Annotated in this window: 13 protein-coding genes; 8 read left to right on the forward strand and 5 right to left on the reverse strand. The window is 72.1% G+C overall.

Annotation, left to right across the window (positions count from 1 at the left end; all coding sequences use genetic code 11):
- The first annotated feature begins 169 nt into the window (after positions 1 to 169).
- From ACIO5E_RS16845 to pyk, 7 genes are all read left to right on the forward strand, one after another.
- Positions 170 to 1,660, forward strand: coding sequence for a maltokinase (locus ACIO5E_RS16845; protein ID WP_400668065.1), 1,491 nt, complete (start codon positions 170 to 172; stop codon positions 1,658 to 1,660).
- A gap of 76 nt (positions 1,661 to 1,736) precedes the next feature.
- Positions 1,737 to 4,103 (forward strand): 1,4-alpha-glucan branching enzyme, encoded by a 2,367-nt coding sequence (gene glgB, locus ACIO5E_RS16850; protein ID WP_400668068.1) that lies wholly within the window; start codon positions 1,737 to 1,739, stop codon positions 4,101 to 4,103.
- A 168-nt stretch (positions 4,104 to 4,271) separates the two neighbouring features.
- Positions 4,272 to 8,984: a ricin-type beta-trefoil lectin domain protein gene (locus ACIO5E_RS16855; protein WP_400668071.1), complete on the forward strand. Its 4,713-nt coding sequence runs from the start codon at positions 4,272 to 4,274 to the stop codon at positions 8,982 to 8,984.
- Between the two features lie 90 nt (positions 8,985 to 9,074).
- Positions 9,075 to 9,767, forward strand: coding sequence for a hypothetical protein (locus ACIO5E_RS16860; protein WP_400668074.1), 693 nt, complete (start codon positions 9,075 to 9,077; stop codon positions 9,765 to 9,767).
- Between the two features lie 187 nt (positions 9,768 to 9,954).
- Positions 9,955 to 12,114 carry a phosphate acetyltransferase gene (gene pta, locus ACIO5E_RS16865; protein WP_400668077.1) on the forward strand — a complete coding sequence of 720 codons (2,160 nt, stop codon included), beginning with the start codon at positions 9,955 to 9,957 and terminating at the stop codon, positions 12,112 to 12,114.
- Positions 12,111 to 13,325: an acetate kinase gene (locus ACIO5E_RS16870; protein ID WP_400668080.1), complete on the forward strand. Its 1,215-nt coding sequence runs from the start codon at positions 12,111 to 12,113 to the stop codon at positions 13,323 to 13,325. The genes pta and ACIO5E_RS16870 overlap by 4 nt, the downstream gene beginning before the upstream one ends.
- Before the next feature lie 94 nt (positions 13,326 to 13,419).
- The gene (gene pyk, locus ACIO5E_RS16875; protein ID WP_400668082.1) at positions 13,420 to 14,847 is read left to right on the forward strand and encodes a pyruvate kinase; all 1,428 of its coding nucleotides are present in this window, start codon (positions 13,420 to 13,422) and stop codon (positions 14,845 to 14,847) included.
- Between the two features lie 90 nt (positions 14,848 to 14,937).
- Here pyk and ACIO5E_RS16880 read toward each other — a convergent pair whose 3' ends face one another.
- From ACIO5E_RS16880 to ACIO5E_RS16895, 4 genes are all read right to left on the reverse strand, one after another.
- Complete coding sequence (locus ACIO5E_RS16880; protein WP_400668085.1) at positions 14,938 to 16,386, reverse strand: hypothetical protein; 1,449 nt, start codon at positions 16,384 to 16,386, stop codon at positions 14,938 to 14,940.
- Positions 16,387 to 16,388: 2 nt separating this feature from the next.
- The gene (locus tag ACIO5E_RS16885) at positions 16,389 to 16,982 is read right to left on the reverse strand and encodes a DUF6114 domain-containing protein (RefSeq protein ID WP_400668088.1); all 594 of its coding nucleotides are present in this window, start codon (positions 16,980 to 16,982) and stop codon (positions 16,389 to 16,391) included.
- Positions 16,983 to 17,114: 132 nt separating this feature from the next.
- Positions 17,115 to 17,777: a DUF6230 family protein gene (locus ACIO5E_RS16890; RefSeq protein ID WP_280675958.1), complete on the reverse strand. Its 663-nt coding sequence runs from the start codon at positions 17,775 to 17,777 to the stop codon at positions 17,115 to 17,117.
- Positions 17,778 to 18,491: 714 nt separating this feature from the next.
- On the reverse strand, positions 18,492 to 19,484 hold the full coding sequence (locus ACIO5E_RS16895; protein ID WP_400668090.1) for a tetratricopeptide repeat protein: 993 nt from the start codon (positions 19,482 to 19,484) through the stop codon (positions 18,492 to 18,494).
- A 363-nt stretch (positions 19,485 to 19,847) separates the two neighbouring features.
- Between ACIO5E_RS16895 and ACIO5E_RS16900 the strand changes: the two genes are divergently transcribed.
- Positions 19,848 to 20,537 (forward strand): TetR/AcrR family transcriptional regulator, encoded by a 690-nt coding sequence (locus ACIO5E_RS16900; RefSeq protein ID WP_400668093.1) that lies wholly within the window; start codon positions 19,848 to 19,850, stop codon positions 20,535 to 20,537.
- A 58-nt stretch (positions 20,538 to 20,595) separates the two neighbouring features.
- On the opposite strand, the gene ACIO5E_RS16905 is transcribed toward ACIO5E_RS16900, so the two are convergent.
- Positions 20,596 to 22,281: a methylmalonyl-CoA mutase gene (locus ACIO5E_RS16905; protein ID WP_400668095.1), complete on the reverse strand. Its 1,686-nt coding sequence runs from the start codon at positions 22,279 to 22,281 to the stop codon at positions 20,596 to 20,598.
- Between the last annotated feature and the right edge of the window lie 175 nt (positions 22,282 to 22,456).

Genomic DNA, 22,456 nt, shown 5'->3' on the forward strand with positions numbered 1-22,456 from the left:
AGTTCTCTGCACCACCGCGTACGGAGAACAGCCCAACGGCCACCCACACGAAGGCGTGACACCTGAGCCCCGCTCGCGTGCCGCCGCCGCCGCGCCGCCGAAATCCGGAAGACTGACGGACCCGGCCAGACCCGTCGGGCCGTCCGCCCGCTTCCGGGGAAAGGGAGTCATGTCCGAAACCTCCCGTTCTCAAGCCCATGTGCAGCACGACACCCCCGCCGAATCCGCCGCGTCGGCGGGCCCGCGGAGCACCGGGGCCCGGAGAACCGCCCTGGGGGTCAGCGAACTCGTCCAGGCGGCCCTGCCGCTGATCGCCGAGTGGCTCCCCACCCAGCGCTGGTACGCCGGGAAGGGACGGCCCATCACCGGCCTCACCCCGATGGTCGGAACCCCGCTGCAGGTCGGCGACCCGGCCCTGCTGCACCTGCTGCTGCGGGTCGAGCACGCCACCACGGCCGGCGCCCCGCACGGGGACATCTACCAACTCCTGCTCGGCATCCGCTCGGACGGGCCCGCGGACATCGAGCCCAGCGCCGTGCTCGGCCGGCTCAGCCAGGGCCCGTACGACGGCGCGGCGCTCTACGACGCGGTGCACGACCCCGAACTCACCGGGCGGCTGCTGGAACACCTGGCCACCGGCGACCGGTTCGGCTCGCTGTCCTTCCGCCGCACCCCCGGCTCCGGGCTCCCCGCCAACCTCCCCGGCCGCGCCTCCACCGCCGAGCAGTCCAACAGCTCGGTCATCTACGGCACCTCGTACATCCTCAAGCTGTTCCGCCGCATCCACCCCGGCACCAACCCCGACCTCGAACTCTCCCTCGCCCTCTCCCGGGCCGGCTCCACCCGGATCCCCCGGGTCGCCGCCTGGTTCGAGAGCCGGATGGAACGCGCCGAACCCGCCACCCTCGGCCTGCTCCAGCGCTACCTGCCGGACGCCGAGGACGGCTGGGAGCTCGCCCTCGACCAGGTCGGCAGGCTCAAGGGCGACCCCTCCCCCGGCAACTTCGCCATCGAGGCGCACCGGCTCGGCCGGGCCACCGCCGAGGTGCACCGGGTCCTGGCCCGGTCGATGCCGGTCGCCCGGCTCGACCGCGCCCAGACCAGCCGGCTCGCCACCACCATGGCCGACCGGCTGGACAGCGCCGTCGCCGCCGTCCCCGGGCTGCTGCGCTACCGGGCCGCGCTGCGCACCGCCTTCCAGCAGCTCGCCGACGCCCACCCGGACGGCCTGCCGGTCCAGCGCATCCACGGCGACCTGCACCTCGGGCAGGCCATGCGCACCCCGCACGGCTGGGTGCTGCTGGACTTCGAGGGCGAACCGGCCAAGTCCGTCAACGAGCGCCGGGAGCCGCAGCCCGCGCTGCGCGACATCGCCGCGATGCTCCGCTCCTTCGACTACGCGGCCGCCCACCTGCTGGCCGGCGGCCCGGTCGACCCGGAGCTCGCCCACCTCGCGGCCGCCTGGGCGCAGCGCAACCGCACCGCCTTCTGCGCCGGCTACACCGCCGGCGGCGGCGCCGACCCGGCGGCCTCGCCGGAGCTGATGCGGGCCCTGGAGATCGACAAGGCGGTGTACGAGGTGGTCTACGAGGCCCGGCACCGGCCGAGCTGGCTGCCGATCCCGCTCGCCGCGATCAACCGGCTCGCCCTCACCGTGTGACCGCCCCGGCCGCACCCGTACCCCCGGTTCCGCCGCCCTGGAGTTTGCCCACCCCCCGTCGCAGGAGGACCCAGCCGTGACTCCGCTCGATCCGCCCGGCCGTACCACCCGCCCCGTACCGGACACCTTCCTGGCCGGCCCGGACTCCCCCGGGCCCGAGCCCACAACGCCCCGGGCGGCCGCGGAGCCCGAGCCGGTCGCCGAGCCCGAGCCGGTCGCGGCCCCACCCACGGCCCCGCCCACGGCCTCGCTGCGGCTGCCCGAGGCGCCGCTGCCGCCGTCCGAGGTGGACCGGCTGGTCGGCGGGCAGCACCACGACCCGCACGCCCTGCTCGGCGCCCACCCGGTGCACGGCGGCACCGCGATCCGGGTGCTGCGTCCGTTCGCCGAGCGGGTGGTCGTCGAGACCGCCCAGGGCCCGGCCGAACTCACCCACCAGCAGGGCGGCCTGTTCACCGGGCTGGTGGCCGGCGGGAGCATGCCGGACTACCGGCTGCTGGTGACCTACCCCGGCGGCGAGCCACTGGTCCAGCACGACGGCTACCGCACCCCGCCCACCCTCGGCGAGCTCGACCTGCACCTGATCTCCGAGGGCCGGCACGAGCAGCTCTGGCGGGCGCTCGGCTCCCACCCGCGCACCGTCGACGGCGTCGCCGGCACCGCCTTCGCGGTCTGGGCGCCGAACGCCGTCGGGGTCCGGCTGATCGGCGACTTCAACCACTGGGACGGCACCGGGCACCCGATGCGCTCGCTCGGCTCGTCCGGGATCTGGGAGCTGTTCGTCCCGGGCCTCGGCGAGGGCGCCGCGTACAAGTACGAGATCCACACCCGGCAGGGCTGGGTGCTCGACAAGGCCGACCCGCTGGCCCGCGCCGCCCAGTGCCCGCCCGCCACCGCCTCGGTGGTCACCAGCTCCGACCACCGCTGGCAGGACGGCGAGTGGATGGCCCGCCGGGCCCGCACCGCGCACCACCGGGCGCCGATGTCGGTGTACGAGCTGCACCTGGCGTCCTGGCGGCCGGACCTCACCAGCTACCGCGCCATCGCCGAGGAACTCCCGCTCTACCTCAAGGAGTTGAACTTCACCCACGTGGAGTTCATGCCGGTGATGGAGCACCCCTTCGGTGGCTCCTGGGGCTACCAGGTGTCCGGCTACTACGCCCCCACCGCCCGGCTCGGCGGCCCGGACGACTTCCGCCACCTGGTGGACACCCTGCACCGGCACGGCATCGGCGTGATCGTCGACTGGGTGCCCGCCCACTTCCCCAAGGACGCCTTCGCGCTCGCCCGCTTCGACGGCGAGCCGCTGTACGAGCCCGCCGACCCGCTGCGCGCCGAGCACCCCGACTGGGGCACCCTGGAGTTCGACTACGGCCGCAAGGAGGTGCGCAACTTCCTCGTCGCCAACGCGGTCTACTGGTGCGAGGAGTTCCACATCGACGGCCTGCGGGTGGACGCCGTCGCCTCGATGCTCTACCTCGACTACTCCCGCGAGGGCGGCGCCTGGACGCCCAACCAGCACGGCGGCCGGGAGAACCTGGACGCCGCCGCGTTCCTGCAGGAGATGAACGCCACCGTCTACCGGCGCTGCCCCGGCGTGGTCACCATCGCCGAGGAGTCCACCGCCTGGGACGGCGTCACCCGCCCCACCGACGCCGGCGGCCTGGGCTTCGGGCTGAAGTGGAACATGGGCTGGATGCACGACTCGCTGGTCTACATGTCCAAGGAGCCGGTGCACCGCAAGTACCACCACAACGAGATCACCTTCTCGATGGTGTACGCCTACTCGGAGAACTACATCCTGCCGATCTCGCACGACGAGGTGGTGCACGGCAAGCAGGCGCTGGTCTCCAAGATGCCCGGCGACTGGTGGCAGCAGCGCGCCAACCACCGCGCCTACCTGGGCTTCATGTGGTCCCACCCGGGCAAGCAACTCCTCTTCATGGGACAGGAGTTCGCCCAGGGCGCGGAGTGGCACCACGAACAGGGACCGCAGTGGTGGGTGCTCGACGAGCAGTGGCCGGCCCACCGGGACCACCTCGGCGTGCGCCGACTGGTCCGCGACCTCAACCGGCACTACCTGGACACCCCCGCCCTCTGGGAACGGGACGCCACCCCGGACGGCTTCCGCTGGCTCGACGGCGGCGCCGCCGAGGACAACCTGCTCTCCTTCGTCCGGTACGCGGCCGACGGCTCGCCACTGGTCGCGGTCTGCAACTTCTCCCCGGTCGTCCGGCACGGCCACCGGGTCGGCCTGCCCGCCCTGGCGGGCCGCGACCAGCTGTGGGAGGAAGTGCTCAACACCGACGCCGAGGCCTACGGCGGCGGCGGCATCGGCAACTCCCACCCGGTCAAGGCCGACCCGACCCCCTGGAACGACCAGCCCCGCTCCGCCGAACTGGTCCTCCCCCCACTCGCCACCCTCTGGCTCCGCCCGGCCTAGCGAGCACCTCGCCGCATGCCCCCCCCGGAACGCGAATCGCTCCGGGGGGCTTCCGCTTCTGTAAATGTTCGAAAAGGATGCGAACCACCGCAGTAGGCTTCGCCGCGATCCGAGATCGTTCGTCAACAAGGCGAGGTCCGGGCATAACTGACGGTAGGTCGCAACTTCATGAAATCGAGATCATTAGGGCGGGCCCACCCATTCCTGGCGAGAACGGCCGCCGCGCTCGCGGCCATCGGCCTCGCCTTCGGACTGATCCCACCGGCCGCCGCGGACACCCCTCCGTGGGACCTCGGGAACACCGGGCTAGCCACCCCGGTCAACCTCAACGCACAGGCCAGCGGCCCGATCCACAACCTCGGCCTCGACAAGTGCGCGGACGACCTCGCGGCCGACACCCGCAACGGCGCGGCCGTGGGTTCGTCCACCTGCAACGGCGGGGACGCCCAGAACTGGACGTTCAACCCCAGCGGCCCTTACGGGTACGGCGACCTCGGGTTCTACGGGACAATCACCCTGACCACCACCCCGGAAAAGTGCCTCGACATTCCCGACACCGCTCGCGACGGGAGCGGGATCACCGACGGCACCGAACTGGAGATCTGGGACTGCAACGGCGGCCGAAACCAGCAGTGGATCGTGCAGTACGCCAGCAACGGCAGCCCCCGGATCTACAACCCGATGAGCCGCCGCTGCATCGACGTCCCCGGCGCCTCCACCACTGACGGCGCGACGCTCCGGCTGTGGGGCTGCAACGGCAGCACAGCCCAGTGGTTCAGCCCGCCCGCCGGCGATCCCCAGCCGACCGGTCCGATCTCCGACCCGGCCCTCGGCGGCAAGTGCGTGGACGACCCCTGGAACAACCCGGCTCCCGGCACCCCGGTGCAGAGCACCCAGTGCAACGGCACGCCCGCGCAGGTCTGGACGCTGAACCAGAACGGCACCATCACCCACGCCTTCCAGTGCCTCGACATCGCCGGCGGCGAGGGCGCCGTCGCGGACGGCACGCCGGTCGGGCTCTGGACCTGCAATGGCGGGTTGAACCAGCAGTGGGTGGTCCGCTTCGACGCGGACGGCCGCACCACCCTGCTCAACCCCAACTCGGGCCGCTGCCTAGACGTTCCGGCCGGCTCCACCTCAGACGGCACCAACCTCCAGATCTGGACCTGCAACGACTGGATCGCCCAGGTCTGGAACACCCCCCGGCGCCCGCACGCCGCGGTCGCCGGACCCAAGGTCTCCGCGCCGGTGATCTACCCGGCCGGCACGGGCCCGCTGGGCGTCCGCCTCGCCGCGCTCAAGGACGCGGAGAACAAGCGCATGGACCGGGCCCGGTTGGCCAAGGTGATGCACGCCGGCGGCACCCGGATGCGGACCGAGGCCGGCGCCGCACTGGCCGGCAACGACGCCGAGACGAGCGCGGTCTGGGCCACCTGGATCAGCAGAGGATGGGAAGACGATCCCAGCAGCGCGCTGGCGAAGGACGTGGCCGCTACCAAGGTCGCCGACCAGGCCCGGGGCCAGCGCCGGGACGGCCGGCAGCACTTCCTCGACGGCTTCTCGATGTACGATCGCCAGCCCGACTTCGACGGCGACGTGATCGCCTACATGTCGTCCGACTCCACGTTCTGGCGAGCCGTACTCTCCGTCTCCATCGCTCTGGACATACCGAAGGCCGACCAGGCCGCGATGGACCGGGTCACCGCGATCGGCAAGGAGAACGCCGCCAAGGACCCGACCACGATCTGGGAGACCTACGCCCACCAAGCCAACGGGGGCTCGGCCGACGACGTCCGACGGTTCATCCAGTACAACGGCTTCCCGACGGTCGCACCCGCTCAGGGCTCCCCGGAGTTCCGGATCGAGGTCGAGGCGATCAAGGCCCGCTGGTTCAACGGCGACCCGACCAACCCCGCCGACCCCAAGTACGTGCTGACCGACGCCATCGAGACCGCCTGGGCCGAGTACCAGGCCGAACTCAACTCCCAGGCCCAGCTCCGCGCGGACATCACCACCGCCGAGATCCAGGGCCTGGAGGCGCTGCGCACCAGTTCCGAGGCGATGAACGACGCGCTCAGCTACGCCTGGTACGCCGACCGACTGCTCTGGGCCCAGCAGTACCGGGTCTCACCCGAGTGGAATGCGCCGGTGGACCGGATCCCCAACGACCTCGGCATCATCAAGGCCAAGGTCACCGGGCTGACCGAGAGCGCCAAGATGGCCGCCGCGCAGGCCAAGGAGGCCGCTGACAAGGTCCAGGCCGCCCAGGACGCGTCCGTCGCGACCGCCAAGGCCAACGGCGACCCGGAGGGCCGCGGCCTGCTGTACGCGCAGCAGGACGCACAGGTCGCCAAGGCCTCCGCCTCAGCTGCCACCGCCATCTCCAACGCCATCCAGACGGCGCTGGCCACCACCAACGCCACCGTCAACGACAGCGCCACCCTGCTCGCCAACGCCCGGGCCCAGGCCCACGCCGCCCGGGCCCAGTTCCTCCGCGAAATGGCCCAGGGCGACGCCAAACTGGCAGCCTCGCTCGCCGCCACCAGCCAGGAACGGGCGACCGCCGCGGCCGGCGCCGCCCAGCGCGCCGCCACCGCCAAGGGCAAGGCACAGACAGCCGAGAGCACCGCCGTCACGGCGGCCGCCGCCGCCCACGACAGCGCCGCCAAGGCTGCCCAGGAGCGGCAGAACGCGGCCACCGCCAAGGCCACCGCCGACACCCAGAGAAACAAGGCCCAACAGGCGGAGGCCCTGGCCCAGCAGAAGGCAGCCACTGCTCAGGGCATGCAGAAGGATGCCGCGGCAGCTGCCGGGACTGCGGCCGCCAACGAAAGCGCCGCGCAGCAAGCCGAACAGAACGCTGACACGGCACGGGGCCAAGCCCTGACGGCCGAGCAGAACGAGAACGCGGCCGATGCACGGGCCGGCGCCGCAGAGGCCGCGGCAGTCGCAGCGGCCGGCGGCCCGAACGCGGGTGCCGCCCGGGCTGCGGCCGACCGGGCCAAGGCGGACGCCGCGGCGGCAGTCACTGCCGCCAACCAGGCGCGCTCTGTGGCAGGTACCGCGACGATCGCAGCCGGCAAGGCCCGCAAGGCGGCCGACGCAGCCAACTCCGCTGCGGCCCGGGCCAAGGCGGACGCGGACAAGTCGGACGCGGACACCGCAGCAACGACTGCTGCCGCCGCGGACGCCCACGCGGCAGCGGCTGACGCGATCGAGGCCTCGAACCAGGCGTCGACGAACGCCCAGACCGCCCAGACCGCCTCGGACCAGGCCGCCCAGACCGCCGCCGACGCCCAGGGCAAGGCCACCGCGGCCCGGTCCGAGGCGGACGGCGCGGTCGCCGAGAGCGCCGTCGCCGCCGGCAAGGCGGCGGCGACCTCCGAAGCCGCCCAGCAGGCGTCGGCCGCGGCGGCGACCGTCGCCGCGCCGGCCGACAAGGCGATCGACCTCGCCGCACCGTACGCCAACAACGACTCGGCGGCCGGTCTGGCCACCTTGGCCTCCCAGGCGGCCAAGACCGTGTCCCAGCAACAGGCGGAGGTCGCCCAGGCACGGGCCACCCAGGCGGCCGAGGCCGCGGTGAGTGCCCAGCAGGCGGCCGACCAGGCGAACGGGGACGCCAAGCTGGCTGCCCAGGCCGCTGCCGACGCCGCCAAGTCGGCCGCGGCAGCGGCCAAGTCCTCGGCGGACGCGGTGAAGTCAGCGGCCTCCGCCGCCGCCGACTCGGCGGTCGCGATCCAGGCTGCCGCGCACAGCGACCAACTGGTGACCCAAGCCAAGGGCGACCAGAGCGCGGCTCACCAATCGGCAACCGACGCCGCCACCGATGCCAAGGGAGCACAGAACTCGGCCACCGTGGCGGAACGGGACGCGGCAGGTGCCCGTCAGGCCGCAGTCACCGCTCGGACGGCTGCGAACCAGGCCCAGAAGTCAGCCGCGGCGGCGGACGCCTCCGCCACGTCGGCCGAGGCCGCGATCGCCAAGGCCCAACAGGATGCCAAGGAAGCCGCCGACGCGGCCAACCGGACCGGCATCAAAGCCTCGGCGGACAAGGGATGGTGTGACGCGGCATCGGGGCAGGTCTGTGCGAATGCCACTGAACTCACAGGTGGCGCTGGCACTCCCGGGGGTCGAAAGTGCGACGGTTCGTGGGACCAGTACCCCTGCAACCTGCGGTTCACCCTGAACAGCGACTGGCGCACGGCCATGAACAAGACCTACGGGGACTGCCTCAATGCGAAGTTCGAGGATCTCGCGTGCCAGCCGTCGATCCTGATGCAGTCGGCCGTCATCGCTGCCGCCAAGGCGAAGGTCGATCCGCGATTGGTCTACTCCATCGCGCTGATGGAGACCAGCGGCAAGGAGGTGCCGATGGTCCGCGACCACGGTCTCGACGTCTACCTGGAGTACGAGAAGCGGGCCGCGGCACTGTCCGCGATGCACCTGTGGCCGGGCCACGGCGGTGACGGGGTGGCCTCGCTCGGCGTCACCAATATCAAACCGGTGACCTGGGACTACATCGCCAAGGCCTACCCGGACGCCTTCCAGGGACACGAGTGGGCCGACCTGCGCGACCAGACCGATCTGGACATGGCGGCAACCGCCTACTACATCAAGTACCTGGAGTCGGTGGAACTGCCCAAGCTGCCGGATGTCAGCACTCGGGACTACGCGTCGTATGACCTGCTCTACGGGTTCTACAACGGAGGTATCGACCCCACGAGTGAGTCGTACCGGGCGTTCTACGACCTCAAGGGCGATCATTACGGCCATTTCGGCCCCAATGTCACAGGCAATATCACTGCCTGGAAGACGCACTGGGATCGAGCCAACCGGGAAATCTGTGCAAGCGGCATCATGACCTGCACGTTCTCCTGATCCGCACCGTGTCCGGGGCGGGAGCGTTGTCTCCCACCCCGGACACCCTTAGCGTTCACATCCGACGCAAATCGTCAGCAGGAGGCGTCGTTGTTCCAGATCATGTGGTGGCTGTATGTGCTGTGGCCGCTGGGCTGCTGGGCTGCGCTCGCTCGCACCCGGCTGGTCGGAGGGACCGTCGGCGTCGCCCTGTTGGGCCAGGCGGTGGTGCTGATCGGTCTGGAGTACGAATGGTGGCCACTCCTCGCGGCGGCCGAGTTGACGGTGGTATATCCGTTCAGCTCGCTTCTCGCGATCCTCGTCGGTGCACTGGCCGAACGACGGCTGCACGGCCGTCGCCCCGAAGAGGCGGAGAGCCACCGAGTCGGCGGCGCGACAGCCGCCCTCGTCTGCCACGCGATCGTCGGCGTGGTCGTCGCTGCCGCCTATCCGCTCTACCTCTCGGGTTTCGCCTACTACCCGAGTCTTGCCGAGCTTCCGCTGCCGTCGGGCGTCGTCGTCGAGCGCGACTCCGGGACCGCCGGCAGTTGCGCCTCGCACGACTGCACCAGGGAACTCTCCATCGGCAGCACCGGACATCTCTCGCCGACGGCGGTGGCAGCCCGGCTGCGGGACAGCCTCACCGCCGACGGCTGGATGGCCGGCCCCTCCGGCTCACTGCAGCATCCGCACGGGTGGCTCCTGGACAAGCGAGTGGTCCGGGCGTTCATCACCGAGAGCCCCCGCGGGGCGTCCGTCGAGCTGGTGGGCCCCGAGTACTTCGGAACGCCGGCGCAGCCCTGATCTCCGCGGGAACCGCTAGCCGACAGCGCAATGATCGTCCACCTCGGCGGCGAGCTCCAGGGCGCGCCCTGCGGGGACCTTCGCCCCCTTGCCTCCGCCGGGTCGCTCTGCTCGCGGACACCCGTTCGGGGTGCAAAGGTATGGTCGATATGGCCATATTCCGAGACGACGGGACGGAGACACCCACGTGGCGCGCAGCGTGTACGTGACCGGCATCGACCGGGGGGACGGCCGGCAGGCGGTCGAACTCGGGGTCATGGAACTGCTCACCCGCCAGGTGGACCGGGTCGGGGTGTTCCGCCCGCTGGTGCACGCGCACGCGCCCGGGGCGCCGGGCTCGGACCACGTGGTGGAGCTGCTGCGCGGCCGGTACCGGATCGACCTGCCGAGCTCCGAGCTGTACGGGCTCACCTACGAGGAGGCCGCCGCGCTGCAGGCCGCCCAGGGGCAGGACGAGCTGGTCTCCACCCTGGTCGACCGCTTCCGTGCGGTGGAGCGGCGCTGCCAGGCGGTGCTGGTGCTCGGCACCGACTTCGCCGACACCAACATCCCGGACGAGCTGGCCTTCAACGCCCGGCTGGCGAACGAGTTCGGCGCCGCCGTGCTGCCGGTGGTCGGCGGGCACGCCGAGGACCCGGAGGCCGTGGTCGCCGAGGTCCGCAACGCCCACCGGGCGTACACCGACCTGGGCTGCGAGACCCTGGCGATGGTCGCCAACCGGGTCGCCCCGGGTGCCAAGCAGCGGATCCAGCGCAAGCTCACCGAGAAGCTGCCGATCCCCGCCTACGTCATACCGGAGGAGCCGGCGCTGGCCGCGCCGACCGTCGCCCAGCTGGTCGAGGCGACCGGCGCCGACGTCCTGCTCGGGGACGCCGCCGGCCTGGCCCGCGACGTCCGCGGCTTCGTCTTCGGCGGCGCCATGCTGCCGACCTTCCTGGACGCCCTGACCGAGGGCGCCCTGGTCGTCACCCCCGGGGACCGCGCCGACCTGGTGATCGGCTCGCTGGCCGCGCACGCCGCCGGCGCCCCGCCCATCGCCGGCGTACTGCTGACGCTCGGCCAGCACCCCGGTCCGAACGTGCTGGCGCTGGCCGCCCGACTCGCCCCCGGCACCCCGGTCGCGGTCGTCCCCGAGGGCAGCTGGCCGACCGCCGCCACCCTCACCCACCTGGAGGGCAAGCTCACCGCGGCCAGCCCGCGGAAGGCCGAGATCGCCCTCGGCCTGTTCGAACTGCACGTCGACACGGCCGAGTTGACCAACCTGATCGAGGTCGGCCGGTCCGAGCGGGTCACCCCGATGATGTTCGAGCACGAGTTGCTGGAGCGGGCCCGGGCGAGCCGGCGGCACGTCGTCCTGCCGGAGGGCACCGAGGAACGGGTGCTGCGCGCGGCCGAGATCCTGCTGCGCCGCAACATCTGCGACCTCACCCTGCTCGGCGAGCCGGACGCGGTGCGCCGCAAGGCCGCGAGCCTCGGCATCGACCTCCCGCAGGTGGGGGCACCTCCCGGCCACCAGGCCGGGGGAGCGCCGGGCGCCGACCGCTCCCAGGTCCGGATCGTCGACCCGGCCACCAGCCCGCTGCGCCGCCAGTTCGCCGAGCTGTACGCCCGGCTGCGCGCCCACAAGGGGATGACCGTCGAGCTCGCGCTGGACGTGGTCACCGACGTCTCGTACTTCGGCACCCTGATGGTCCAGGAGGGCATCGCGGACGGCATGGTCTCCGGCGCGGTGCACTCCACCGCGGCCACCATCCGGCCCGCCTTCGAGGTGATCAAGACCTCGCCCGGCGCGTCCATCGTGTCGAGCGTCTTCTTCATGTGCCTGGCCGACAAGGTGCTGGTGTACGGCGACTGCGCGGTCAACCCCGACCCGGACGCCCAGCAGCTGGCCGACATCGCGATCCAGGCCGCCGCCACCGCCGCCCAGTTCGGGGTCGAGCCGCGGGTCGCGATGCTCTCGTACTCGACCGGCACCTCGGGCTCCGGCGCGGACGTCGACAAGGTCCGCAAGGCCACCGAGCTGGTCCGCGAGCTGCGGCCGGACATCCTGGTCGAGGGCCCGATCCAGTACGACGCGGCGGTGGACGTCCACGTCGCGGCCACCAAGCTGCCGGGCTCGCCGGTGGCGGGCCGGGCCACCGTGCTGATCTTCCCGGACCTCAACACCGGCAACAACACCTACAAGGCGGTCCAGCGCTCGGCGGGCGCGGTGGCGGTCGGCCCGGTGCTGCAGGGGCTGCGCAAGCCCGTCAACGACCTCTCGCGCGGTGCGCTCGTCCAGGACATCGTCAACACCGTCGCGATCACCGCCATCCAGTCCCAGGACCGCAAGGAGCCGCAGGCATGAGCGAAGGTACCCGCGTTCTGGTGCTGAACGCCGGCTCCTCGTCGGTGAAGTACCAGCTGATCGACATGCTGGACGGCGCCCGGCTGGCCTCCGGTCTGGTCGAGCGGATCGGCGAGTCCAGCGGGCGGCTGGTGCACACCCCGCAGTCGGGCGAGCCGCGCGAGACCCTGCAGGTCTTCCCGGACCACGCCACCGCCCTGAAGGCCGTCGCCGAGGAGCTGGCCGCCGACGGCCTCGGGCTGGACTCCCCCGAGCTGGCCGCGATCGGCCACCGGGTGGTGCACGGCGGCAAGCGGTTCACCGAGCCGACCGTGATCACCGACGACGTGCTCAAGGAGGTCCGCCGGCTGATCCCGGTCGCCCCGCTGCACAACCCGGCCAACATCACCGGCATCGAGGTGGCCCGCGCGCTGCGCCCGGACCTCCCCCAGGTGGCCGTCTTCGACACCGCCTTCCACGCCTCGATGCCCGAGTACTCCGCCCGGTACGCGATCGACAAGGCCGTCGCCGACGAGCACCGGGTGCGCCGCTACGGCTTCCACGGCACCTCCCACCAGTACGTCTCGCGGGCCACCGCCCGGCTGCTCGGCAAGGATCCGGCCGAGGTGAACGTGATCGTGCTGCACCTGGGCAACGGCGCCTCCGCCTCGGCGGTCAGCGGCGGTCGCTGCGTGGACACCTCGATGGGCCTGACCCCGCTGGAGGGCCTGGTCATGGGCACCCGCTCGGGCGACATCGACGCCGGCGTGGTCTTCCACCTGCACCGGGTCGGCGGGCTGTCCATCGACGAGATCGACGACCTGCTCAACCGCCGCAGCGGCCTGCGCGGCCTGTGCGGCGACAACGACATGCGCGAGATCATGCGCAGGGCCGAGGCCGGGGACGCGGACGCCCGGCTCGCCTTCGACTCGTACATCCACCGGCTGCGCAAGTACATCGGCGGCTACTACGCGGTACTCGGCCGGGTGGACGCGATCGCGTTCACCGCGGGCGTCGGGGAGAACGCGGCGCCGGTGCGCGCGGCGGCCACCGCCGGGCTGGAGGAGCTGGGCGTCTCGGTCGACCCCGAGCTGAATTCGGTGCGCTCCGGCGAGGCCCGGATCATCTCGCCGGCGTACGCCCGGGTGGCGGTCGCCGTGGTGCCCACCGACGAGGAACTGGAGATCGCCCGACAGGCCTTCGCCCTGGTGCACCGGCAGTCCGGGGGCTGACGAGACGTCGTCTCGACCCTCGGAATCCTTCGTCGGCGATTCCTCGCGATTCGTGCCGAATGCACCTATAACACGAACGGATAGACTGATCCATATGCGCCGAGCGAAAATTGTCTGCACCCTGGGTCCGGCGACGGACTCCTACGAACAGCTGAAGGCCATCGTCGAGGCGGGCATGAACGTCGCCCGACTGAACATGAGCCACGGCAACCACGCGGACCACGAGGAGCGGTACCGCAAGGTCCGCCAGGTCTCGGAGGACACCGGCAAGGCCATCGGCGTCCTGGCCGACCTCCAGGGTCCCAAGATCCGTCTGGCGACCTTCGCCAACGGCCCGGTGACCGTCGACAACGGCGACGAGTTCACCATCACCACCGAGGACGTCCCCGGTGACCAGCACATCTGCGGCACCACCTACAAGGGCCTGCCCGGCGACGTCAAGCCCGGCGACCCGATTCTGATCAACGACGGCGTCATCGCCCTGGAGGTCGTCAGCGTCGACGGCCCGCGGGTGAAGACCGTGGTGATCGAGGGCGGCGTGCTCTCGAACAACAAGGGCATCAACCTGCCCGGCGCGGCCGTGAACGTGCCCGCCCTGTCCGAGAAGGACAAGGACGACCTGCGCTTCGCGCTGCGCCTGGGCGTCGACATGATCGCCCTGTCCTTCGTCCGCAACGCGGACGACATCAAGGACGTCCACGAGGTCATGGACGAGGTCGGCATCCGCGTGCCGGTCATCGCCAAGATCGAGAAGCCGCAGGCCGTCGAGGCCATGGAGGAGATCGTCCTCGCCTTCGACGCCATCATGGTCGCCCGCGGCGACCTGGCCGTCGAGTACCCGCTGGAGCGGGTGCCGCTGGTCCAGAAGCAGCTGATCACGCTGGCCCGCCGCAACGCCAAGCCGGTCATCGTCGCCACCCAGATGATGGAGTCGATGATCCACGCCTCGCGCCCGACCCGCGCCGAGGTCTCCGACGTCGCCAACGCCATCCTGGACGGCACCGACGCGGTGATGCTCTCCGCCGAGTCCAGCGTCGGCAAGTACCCGATCGAGACCGTCCGCACCATGAGCCGGATCGCCGAGAAGGCCGAGGAGGAGCTGCTCTCCCAGGGCCTGCAGCCGCTCAACCCGGGCCGCAAGCCGCGCACCCAGGGCGGTTCGATCGCCCGCGCCGCGTGCGAGCTGGGCGACTTCCTCAACGGCCAGGCGCTGGTCGCGTTCACCAAGTCCGGTGACACCGCCCGCCGCCTGTCCCGCTACCGCTCGCCGATCCCGGTGATCGCGTTCACCCCGGACGTCGCCACCCGCAACCAGCTCTCGCTGAGCTGGGGCGTCGAGGCGCACGTCACCGAGCAGGTCGAGACCACCGACGAGATGGTCGCCCAGGTCGACCGCGAGCTGCTGAGCATGGGCAAGCTCGCCGAGGGCGCGACCGTCATCGTCACCGCCGGCTCGCCGCCCGGCATCCCCGGCAACACCAACATGGTCCAGGTGCACCACCTGGGCACCCGGGGCGAGTAGCACCCGGTCGCACCAGCGCCCGTGGGGCGGTCCTCCGCAGTGGAGGACCGCCCCACGGGCGTTTCCGGGCCGTGTCGGCGCCCGGGGCCGTCACTTGTCGCTGTACGGCGCGTCGTCGTTGAACAGGTGCATGCCGGGGATGGTCAGCGTGCCGCCGAACTGGCCGGCCTGCTTGGCGGTGACCCCGGTCAGCTCCAGGTCCAGCGGGATCGGGATCGCGCCGATCAGGTCGTACAGCCAGCGCGGCAGGGTGTCCGGGGTGAGCGTGATCTCGCCCAGGTCGATCGGGATCGGCAGGCCGAGCAGCTTGGAGAGGTGGCCGGACAGCCGCTCCACGTACATCGTGACCGGGCCCTTGCGCATGGTCGAGGTCGAGCCCGGGGCCCCCTGCACGTGGAAGGTCTTGCCGTTGCCCTCCAGGGTCGACATGTCGAGGTTCTCGATGTCCACGCTGTCGACCACGAACTTCAGCACCCGCTTGGTGCCGGTCGGGGTCCGCACGTCGTAGACGCCGTGGAAGACGGCGCCGTGCAGGCCGAGCCGGCTGGTCCGCAGCGTCCAGTTCTGCTCCGGGACGACGTCCCCGGTGGCGGGCGCGCCGGCGGTCAGGCCGCGGGTGTCCACCGCACAGTTGGGGTTGGCGCTCGGCGAGGCGGACGGGGTGACGGAGGCCGCCGTGGACGGGGTGGCGGTTCCGGAGGCGGCCGCGGACGGGGTCGTCTTCGGGCTCGCCTTGCCGCTCGGCTTCCCGGTCGCACCACCGTTCGCGGACGGCGTCTCGGTGGGCGAGGCCTGGTCGCCCACCGGGGTCCGGTCGCCCGTGCCGGCCGCGGGCGGCTGGGCGGCGGACTGCCCGTCGACCGGGGCTCCGGTGGTCGGGGCCTGCGGCGGGGCCGGCGTCCCGGCCCGCGGCGCAGGGGCGGTCGGGGCGGGGGACTGGGTGGTGGTCGGCGCGGGGGTGGCGGCCGACTTGGCGTTCGGCGACGGGCTCGGCGAGGCACCCGGGTTCAGCAGGTGGTCGATGCCGCCCACGAGGTCGTCGATCAGCCCGGCCCGGCTGGCCGTACCGGGCCCGTTGGCGCCGCCCTGGTAGACCGCGCCCGTCGTGCCCGAGCCGCCGGTGGCGGCGGAGCGGGCGGACGGCGGGGTCGTCGGGGCGGTGGCCGCACCGGTCGGGGTCGCGGTGGCGGTCGGCGTATCGGCCGGCGCGGAGGGCTGTTGGGCGGGCCCGGTGGTCGGCGTCTGGGTGGGAATCGCGCTCGGACCCGTCGAGGGCGCCGCGGACGGGCCGGGTGGCGGCTCGGGCAGCTCGCTCTTGGGGACGGGCGTCTCCAGCGGCGCGACGTCCGGGACGGCGGCGGGCGCGGTGCCACAGGCCTTGCCCGACTCGGCGACCGCCGGGTTGGGGGTGTACGCGGCGGCCATCAGCAGCGCGGTCGGCACCGCGGCCATCGCCAGCGCGCGGCCTCTCAGCCGGACCCGTACGGGCGTGCGCGGGGCCGCGTGCCGGCCGGAGCGCTGCGGTTGATCCTCCGACATGCTCACCGCGTCTCCTTCGGGTCCGCGGCAGCGGCCTGCTCGTTCGACGCGGTCTGTGCGGGCAGCTTCGCGATGGGCGCCTCGACGGCTGCGGACTCGGCGACGACGGTCTCGGCAGCGGAGGCCTCAGTAGCAGGCGTCTCGGCGGCGACGCTCTCGGCGACGCCGGCCTTGGCTGCCTTCGGCTCCGGCAGCGGCGCCCAGGACGCCATCAGACCGCCGCCGATCAGCCCCGGCAGCAGCGCCAGTCCGAAGCCGGCCAGGTTGGAGACCGGGATCGAGACCAGCGTCAGCAGGGTGGTGGCGACCCCCGCGAAGACCCGCACGGTCGGCTGGAACCACGCGGTCAGCCCGAGCACGATCAGCAACACACCGATGATCAGCGATCCGGCGCCCGCCGTGGTGGCCATGGCCACCGTCATGCCGCCCAACGAGAGCTTGGCATACGGGAAGTACATGATCGGGACGCCGGCGATCATGGCCAGCAGGCCGCCGTAGTACGGCCGCGTCCGACGGAAGGTACGGAACACCCGGCGCAGCCACTGGACGGGGTTCTCGTGCTCGGCGGGCCGGTATGAGGCAAGGGCGCTGGACACGATGCAGCTCCTCGATGGTGTGAACGAGGGATGGACGAGACACGGGATCCGGAAACGGCGCACGCACCGTCCCCGGTCCCACAGGAGCCGTCAGAGCGGCGGGCCGGGCCCGGCCCGCCGCCCGTCAACGGCCTAGTAGCACTCGCCGGTGCCGTCGGTGTGCAGCGCGAGCTTCAGGCCAGGGAGCTTGAAGGTGCCGGCCGAGGTGGCCCAGGCGGTCTGCTGCACGTTGTACAGGTCGGCCTTGTCGGCAGCCTGGGCGAAGCCGGTCGCGCCGGACGGCAGACCGCCGAGCTTCGACTTCCAGCCCTGGGTGGCCTCGCCCTTGAGGGTCGAGGCGTCCTGGCCGATGTTGATGTTGGTGAACTCGGCGTCCGCGTTCAGCTGGTCGAGGTCGATCAGCAGGTTCTTGGCGTAGACCTGCTTCTTGACGTCGTCGCTGTTGCCCGCCTCCAGACGCAGGATGATCTTGGGCAGCTTCCACGGCAGGCCGGGGATGATGTTGGGGTCGGTCACCACCGACTGGCAGAGGCCCTTGATGGTGGCCTCGTCGAACGCCGAGACGGCGACCGGGTGCGGAGTGCCGTTCACCTCGGCATCGATCGAGCCGAACTGGGCGAAGTTCTTGCCGTGCAGCTCCGGCGTGGTGACCTTGAAGCTCTGGCCGGAGACGCTGAACGAAGCCGCCAGCGCATTGTTGGCCATGGCGACGCCGACCATCGCGGTGGCCGCGATGCTCGGCACCATCACCAGGGCGAAGCGCTTCCAGCGGGTCTTGCCGTAGGTCTGGGACATGCGAGTCCTCCTTCTAGGACGTACATCTCCGGCTCCCCGGCGGCGCGTCCCGCGCCGGTGGGGGCCTGGGATGGGAGAGAGCTACGTCCTCGGTAGCGGAGAGCGCCTTGGGCGTCGTCGGACGCGGGAGCGGCCGGCGTACAGCGGCACTCCCGTTCCTCCACCGGCCGTCCTTGCGGAGCGGCGGGCAGGACCGACGACATCGGCGATCACCCCCGAGCGACAACCAGCGACCGCGCAGGGGCGCGCGGCCGGTCGAAGGACAGGAACCGCCGTGGGACCGCGGATACCCCCCTGCCCTCCCTACCGCCGACCGGGGCCGGCGGAGCACCCGGTGGGGATCCCGCACTCCGCGTGGCCGACCGGGTGGTCGGAGGGTGGGGAGGCTGGGACCGGGCGTCGCCGATCGTGCTCGAATCCCGGGCGAAGCACAAGAGGTTCCTTACTGACGGGTAATGCAACACCCGGCGGCATTGATCATGAAATCGGCCCGGCATGCACCGTCCGTGACGCCTTGAAGGAAACGTGACGACGAAATCCGCCGGAAACACCAGCGAAACACCCGTGGGCGGTCACAAGCTGTGACCGTCCACGGGTGTTGTCAAGATTTGGTAAACCTCTGTCCGGTTGACCGGATTGTCGCCAAATCACCCGGCGACACCGCAGGTCATCCGCCGTGCCAGGACCCGCCCGGAGCCCGGCCCGGAAAGGACGTCAGAACAGCACGCGCGCCAGCGCCGTCCGGGCCGCGGTGACCCGCGGGTCCTCCGGGCCGATCACCTCGAACAGCTCCAGCAGGCGCAGCCGGGCGGCGTCCCGGTCCTCGCCGGCGGTCCGGCCGACGGTGTCCACCAGGCGGCCGAAGGCGTCCTCGACGTGACCGCCCACCAGGTCCAGGTCGGCCGCCTGCAGCTGGGCCGCCACGTCCTTCGGGTCGGCCGCGGCCGCCGTGCGGACGGCCTGCGGGTCCATGCCCTCGATCCGGTGCAGCAGTTCGGCCTGGGCGAGGCCCAGCTTGGCCTCGGTGTTGCCCGGCTGGTCGGCCAGCACGTTCCGGTAGGCCTGGATGGCGCCGCCCAGGTCGCCGCTGTCCAGCGCGTCGTGCGCGGCGGCCAGCGCCGGGTCCTCCGGTCGCTCCGGGGCGGCGGCCGGGGCCTCTCCCGGGGCCGCGGCGCCGCCGACCACGCCGAAGCGCTGCTCGGCGACCAGGATCAGCTGGTCCAGCACCTTGCGGACGTTGGCCGCGCTCTCGGCGCCCTGGAACAGCGGCACCAGCTGGCCGGCCACCACGGCCATCACGGCCGGGATGCCCTGGATGCCGAACTGCTGGGAGATCAGCGGGTTGGCGTCCACGTCGATCTTGGCGAGCACGAAGCGGCCGGCGTACTCCTCGGCCAGGCCCTCCAGGATCGGGCTGAGCTGCTTGCAGGGCCCGCACCACTCGGCCCAGAAGTCGATGACGACCGGCACCTCGGTGGACCGCTGGACGACCTCGGTCTCGAAGGTGTCCTCGGTGACGTCGATGACGAGCGAGTAGGCGGACTGGGCGGGGGCGACTCCGGCCGCCTCCGCGGCGGCCGCCTGACGGGCCCGCTCGACCCTGGCCTGCTCGGCCTTCTGGGCAGCCTCGCCGGCTGCCTTCACTGCGGCGAGGTCGACCGCACCGCGCAGGGCGGAGCTGTTGGGACGCGAATTCCGTGGCTGCATGGCACCATCCTCCCCCGTCCGCGCTGCCTGCGGGCACCAACCTCCGGAAAGTCGCCCCGCACGGGCCGCGCGGCGCGGATTCCCGGGCGCCGTGGCCCTCCCCCGGTAGCCTGAACCGTTCGGCGCGGATCCCCACCCGCGCCCGCGCCGCCCCGTCCCACGGGTGCGGTGCCTGGTTGTCACTGCTTTCGCTACGAGTCGTAGCGTAACTGGATCCGGGGCCCCGACCGCAAGCCCCGCCGGGAGTTCGGGAACGTGAGCTGCCCCACTTTCCCGGACGGCCCGGCTGCCCGGATCGACGATCAGCCGCTACCGTTACCAGCCCCACCCATGTTACTCACCAGTAGAGCGCAAGGAGGCCCGGTGCCGGCCCCCCAGCCCCCCGCGAGCCCGGACGTCCCCGCCCCGGAGACCCCGGACGACCCCGCCCCCGCGGCGGGCACCACCGCCAGGGCCAAGGGGCGCCCGCGCAGCGCCGCCGCCGACCGCGCGATCCTCGACGCCACCCGCGAGGCCCTGGCCGAACTCGGCTGGGGCGGGCTGACCATGGGCCACGTCGCGATCCGCGCCAAGGTCGCCAAGACCACCCTCTACCGCCGCTGGCCCTCCAAGAACGAGCTCGTGGTGGACGCCGTCGCCAGCCTCTTCGACGACCTGGTGATGCCCGACCTCGGCAGCCTGCGGGCCGACATCGAAGCCGTGGTCGCCCAGTTCGCCGACCTGCTGGCCCGCCCCGAGACCCAGGCCGCGCTGCTCGCGCTGTTCGCCGAGGGCACCCGCGACCCGCACCTGCGCCGCCGGATCCGCGAGGCCATCGTCGACCCGCAGAAACGGCTGGTCCGGCAGGGCCGGGCGGCCGCCCAGGCACGCGGTGAACTCGCCGCGGACACCGACCCGTGGACGGCCGGCGAGGAGATCGACATCATCTTCGACACCATCGCCGGGACGGTCGAGCACCGCGTCCTGGTCAGCGGCGAGCCGATCACCGCCGACTGGACCCGCCGCTTCACCAACCTGCTGCTCGGCCCGTTCCCGAGCCTGCTGTCCGGCTGAGGGCACGGCGGAGCCGCCCCGCGCACGGTGCGTACGGGGGCGGCTTCCGGGCCGGTCGTCAGAAGGCCGCGTTCTCCTGGTACGTGCCCCACTCCTGCCGCAGCGCGTTGCAGATCTCGCCCAGGGTCGCCTCGGCGCGCACCGCGTCCAGCATCGGCGGGATCATCGACTCGCCCGAGCGCGCGGCCGCCAGCATGGCGTCCAGCCCGGCCCGCACCGCCGCCTCGTCCCGGCCGTCCTTGCGCTCCCGCAGCACCCGCACCTGCTCGCGCTCGACCTCGTGGCTGACCCGCAGGATCTCCAGCTCGGGGGTGACGCTGCGCGGGTGGCAGTTGACGCCGACCACGCGCTTGTCGCCCTTCTCCACCGACTGCTGGTACTGGAAGGCCGCCTCGGCGATCTCGCCGGTGAACCAGCCCTCCTCGATCCCGCGCAGGATGCCGGCGGTGATCGGGCCGATCTCGTGGTCCTCGCGGCCCTTGTCCAGGATCCGCTGGAAGATCGCCTCGGCCTGCTGCTCGATCCGGTCGGTGAGCGCCTCGACGTACCAGGAACCGCCCAGCGGGTCGGCCACGTTGGCGACGCCGGTCTCCTCCATCAGCACCTGCTGGGTGCGCAGGGCGATCTCGGCGGCCTGCTCGGAGGGCAGCGCCAGGGTCTCGTCCAGGGCGTTGGTGTGCAGCGAGTTGGTGCCGCCGAGCACCGCGGACAGCGCCTCGACGGCGGTGCGGACCACGTTGTTGTACGGCTGCTGCGCGGTCAGCGAGACGCCGGCCGTCTGGGTGTGGAAGCGCAGCCACTGCGCCTTGTCGGTCTTGGCGCCGAAGCGGTCGCGCATCCAGCGGGCCCAGATCCGGCGCGCGGCGCGGAACTTGGCGATCTCCTCGAAGAAGTCCAGGTGCGCGTCGAAGAAGAAGGACAGACCGGGCGCGAAGACGTCCACGTCCAGGCCGCGGGACAGGCCCAGCTCGACGTAGGCGAAGCCGTCGGCGAGGGTGTAGGCCAGCTCCTGCGCGGCCGTCGCGCCGGCCTCGCGGATGTGGTAGCCGGAGACGGACAGCGGCTTGTACGCGGGAATGCCCTGGGCGCAGTACGCCATCAGGTCGCCGATCAGCCGCAGGTGCGGCTCGGGGGCGAAGAGCCACTCCTTCTGGGCGATGTACTCCTTGAAGATGTCCGTCTGCAGGGTGCCGTTGAGCACCGCCGGGTCGACGCCCTGGCGCTCGGCGGCGACCAGGTACATGCAGAAGATCGGGACGGCCGGGCCGCTGATCGTCATCGAGGTGGTGACCTCGCCGAGCGGGATGCCGGCGAACAGCACCTCCATGTCGGCGGCCGAGTCGATGGCGACGCCGCAGTGGCCCACCTCACCGAGCGACTTCGCGTCGTCGGAGTCGTAACCCATCAGGGTGGGCATGTCGAAGGCGACCGAGAGGCCGCCGCCGCCCGCCTCCAGGATCATCCGGTAGCGCTCGTTGGTCTGCTGCGCGTTGCCGAACCCGGCGAACTGGCGGATGGTCCAGGTGCGGCCCCGGTAGCCGGTGGGGTGCAGCCCGCGGGTGAACGGGTACTCGCCCGGCCAGCCGATCCGCTCGAAGCCCTCGACGGCCTGCCCGGGAGCGGGCCCGTACACCGGCTCGACCTCGTCGCCGGAGAGGGTGGTGAAGTCCGCGTCCCGCTTGCGGGCGCTGTCGTACCGCTGCTGCCAGCGCTGCCGTCCGCGCTCGATCTCCTCGGCGTCCATGGGCCCCGAACTCCACTCCGTAGGGCCGCCACGGCACCGGGGCGGCACAGCTATTAGGACGTCCTACTAATTTACTCGGGCGCCCTACCGGCTGTCGATGGATACCGGGGCCGAAACGCCGGGGACCGAAACGCGAAGCGCCCCTCCCCCGGTCGGGGAAGGGGCGCTCACGGGC

Source organism: Kitasatospora sp. NPDC087314 (assembly GCF_044744365.1).
In the GTDB taxonomy this organism is placed as follows: Bacteria; Actinomycetota; Actinomycetes; order Streptomycetales; family Streptomycetaceae; genus Kitasatospora.

What these genes read in the sequence shown, in the direction of transcription:
- ACIO5E_RS16845 (WP_400668065.1), top strand. Translation starts at nt 170, where the DNA reads ATGTCCGAAACCTCCCGTTCTCAAGCCCATGTGCAGCACGACACCCCC.
- ACIO5E_RS16855 (WP_400668071.1), top strand. Translation starts at nt 4,272, where the DNA reads ATGAAATCGAGATCATTAGGGCGGGCCCACCCATTCCTGGCGAGAACG.
- ACIO5E_RS16870 (WP_400668080.1), top strand. Translation starts at nt 12,111, where the DNA reads ATGAGCGAAGGTACCCGCGTTCTGGTGCTGAACGCCGGCTCCTCGTCG.
- pyk (WP_400668082.1), top strand. Translation starts at nt 13,420, where the DNA reads ATGCGCCGAGCGAAAATTGTCTGCACCCTGGGTCCGGCGACGGACTCC.
- ACIO5E_RS16880 (WP_400668085.1), bottom strand. Translation starts at nt 16,386, where the DNA reads ATGTCGGAGGATCAACCGCAGCGCTCCGGCCGGCACGCGGCCCCGCGC.
- ACIO5E_RS16890 (WP_280675958.1), bottom strand. Translation starts at nt 17,777, where the DNA reads ATGTCCCAGACCTACGGCAAGACCCGCTGGAAGCGCTTCGCCCTGGTG.
- ACIO5E_RS16895 (WP_400668090.1), bottom strand. Translation starts at nt 19,484, where the DNA reads ATGCAGCCACGGAATTCGCGTCCCAACAGCTCCGCCCTGCGCGGTGCG.
- ACIO5E_RS16905 (WP_400668095.1), bottom strand. Translation starts at nt 22,281, where the DNA reads ATGGACGCCGAGGAGATCGAGCGCGGACGGCAGCGCTGGCAGCAGCGG.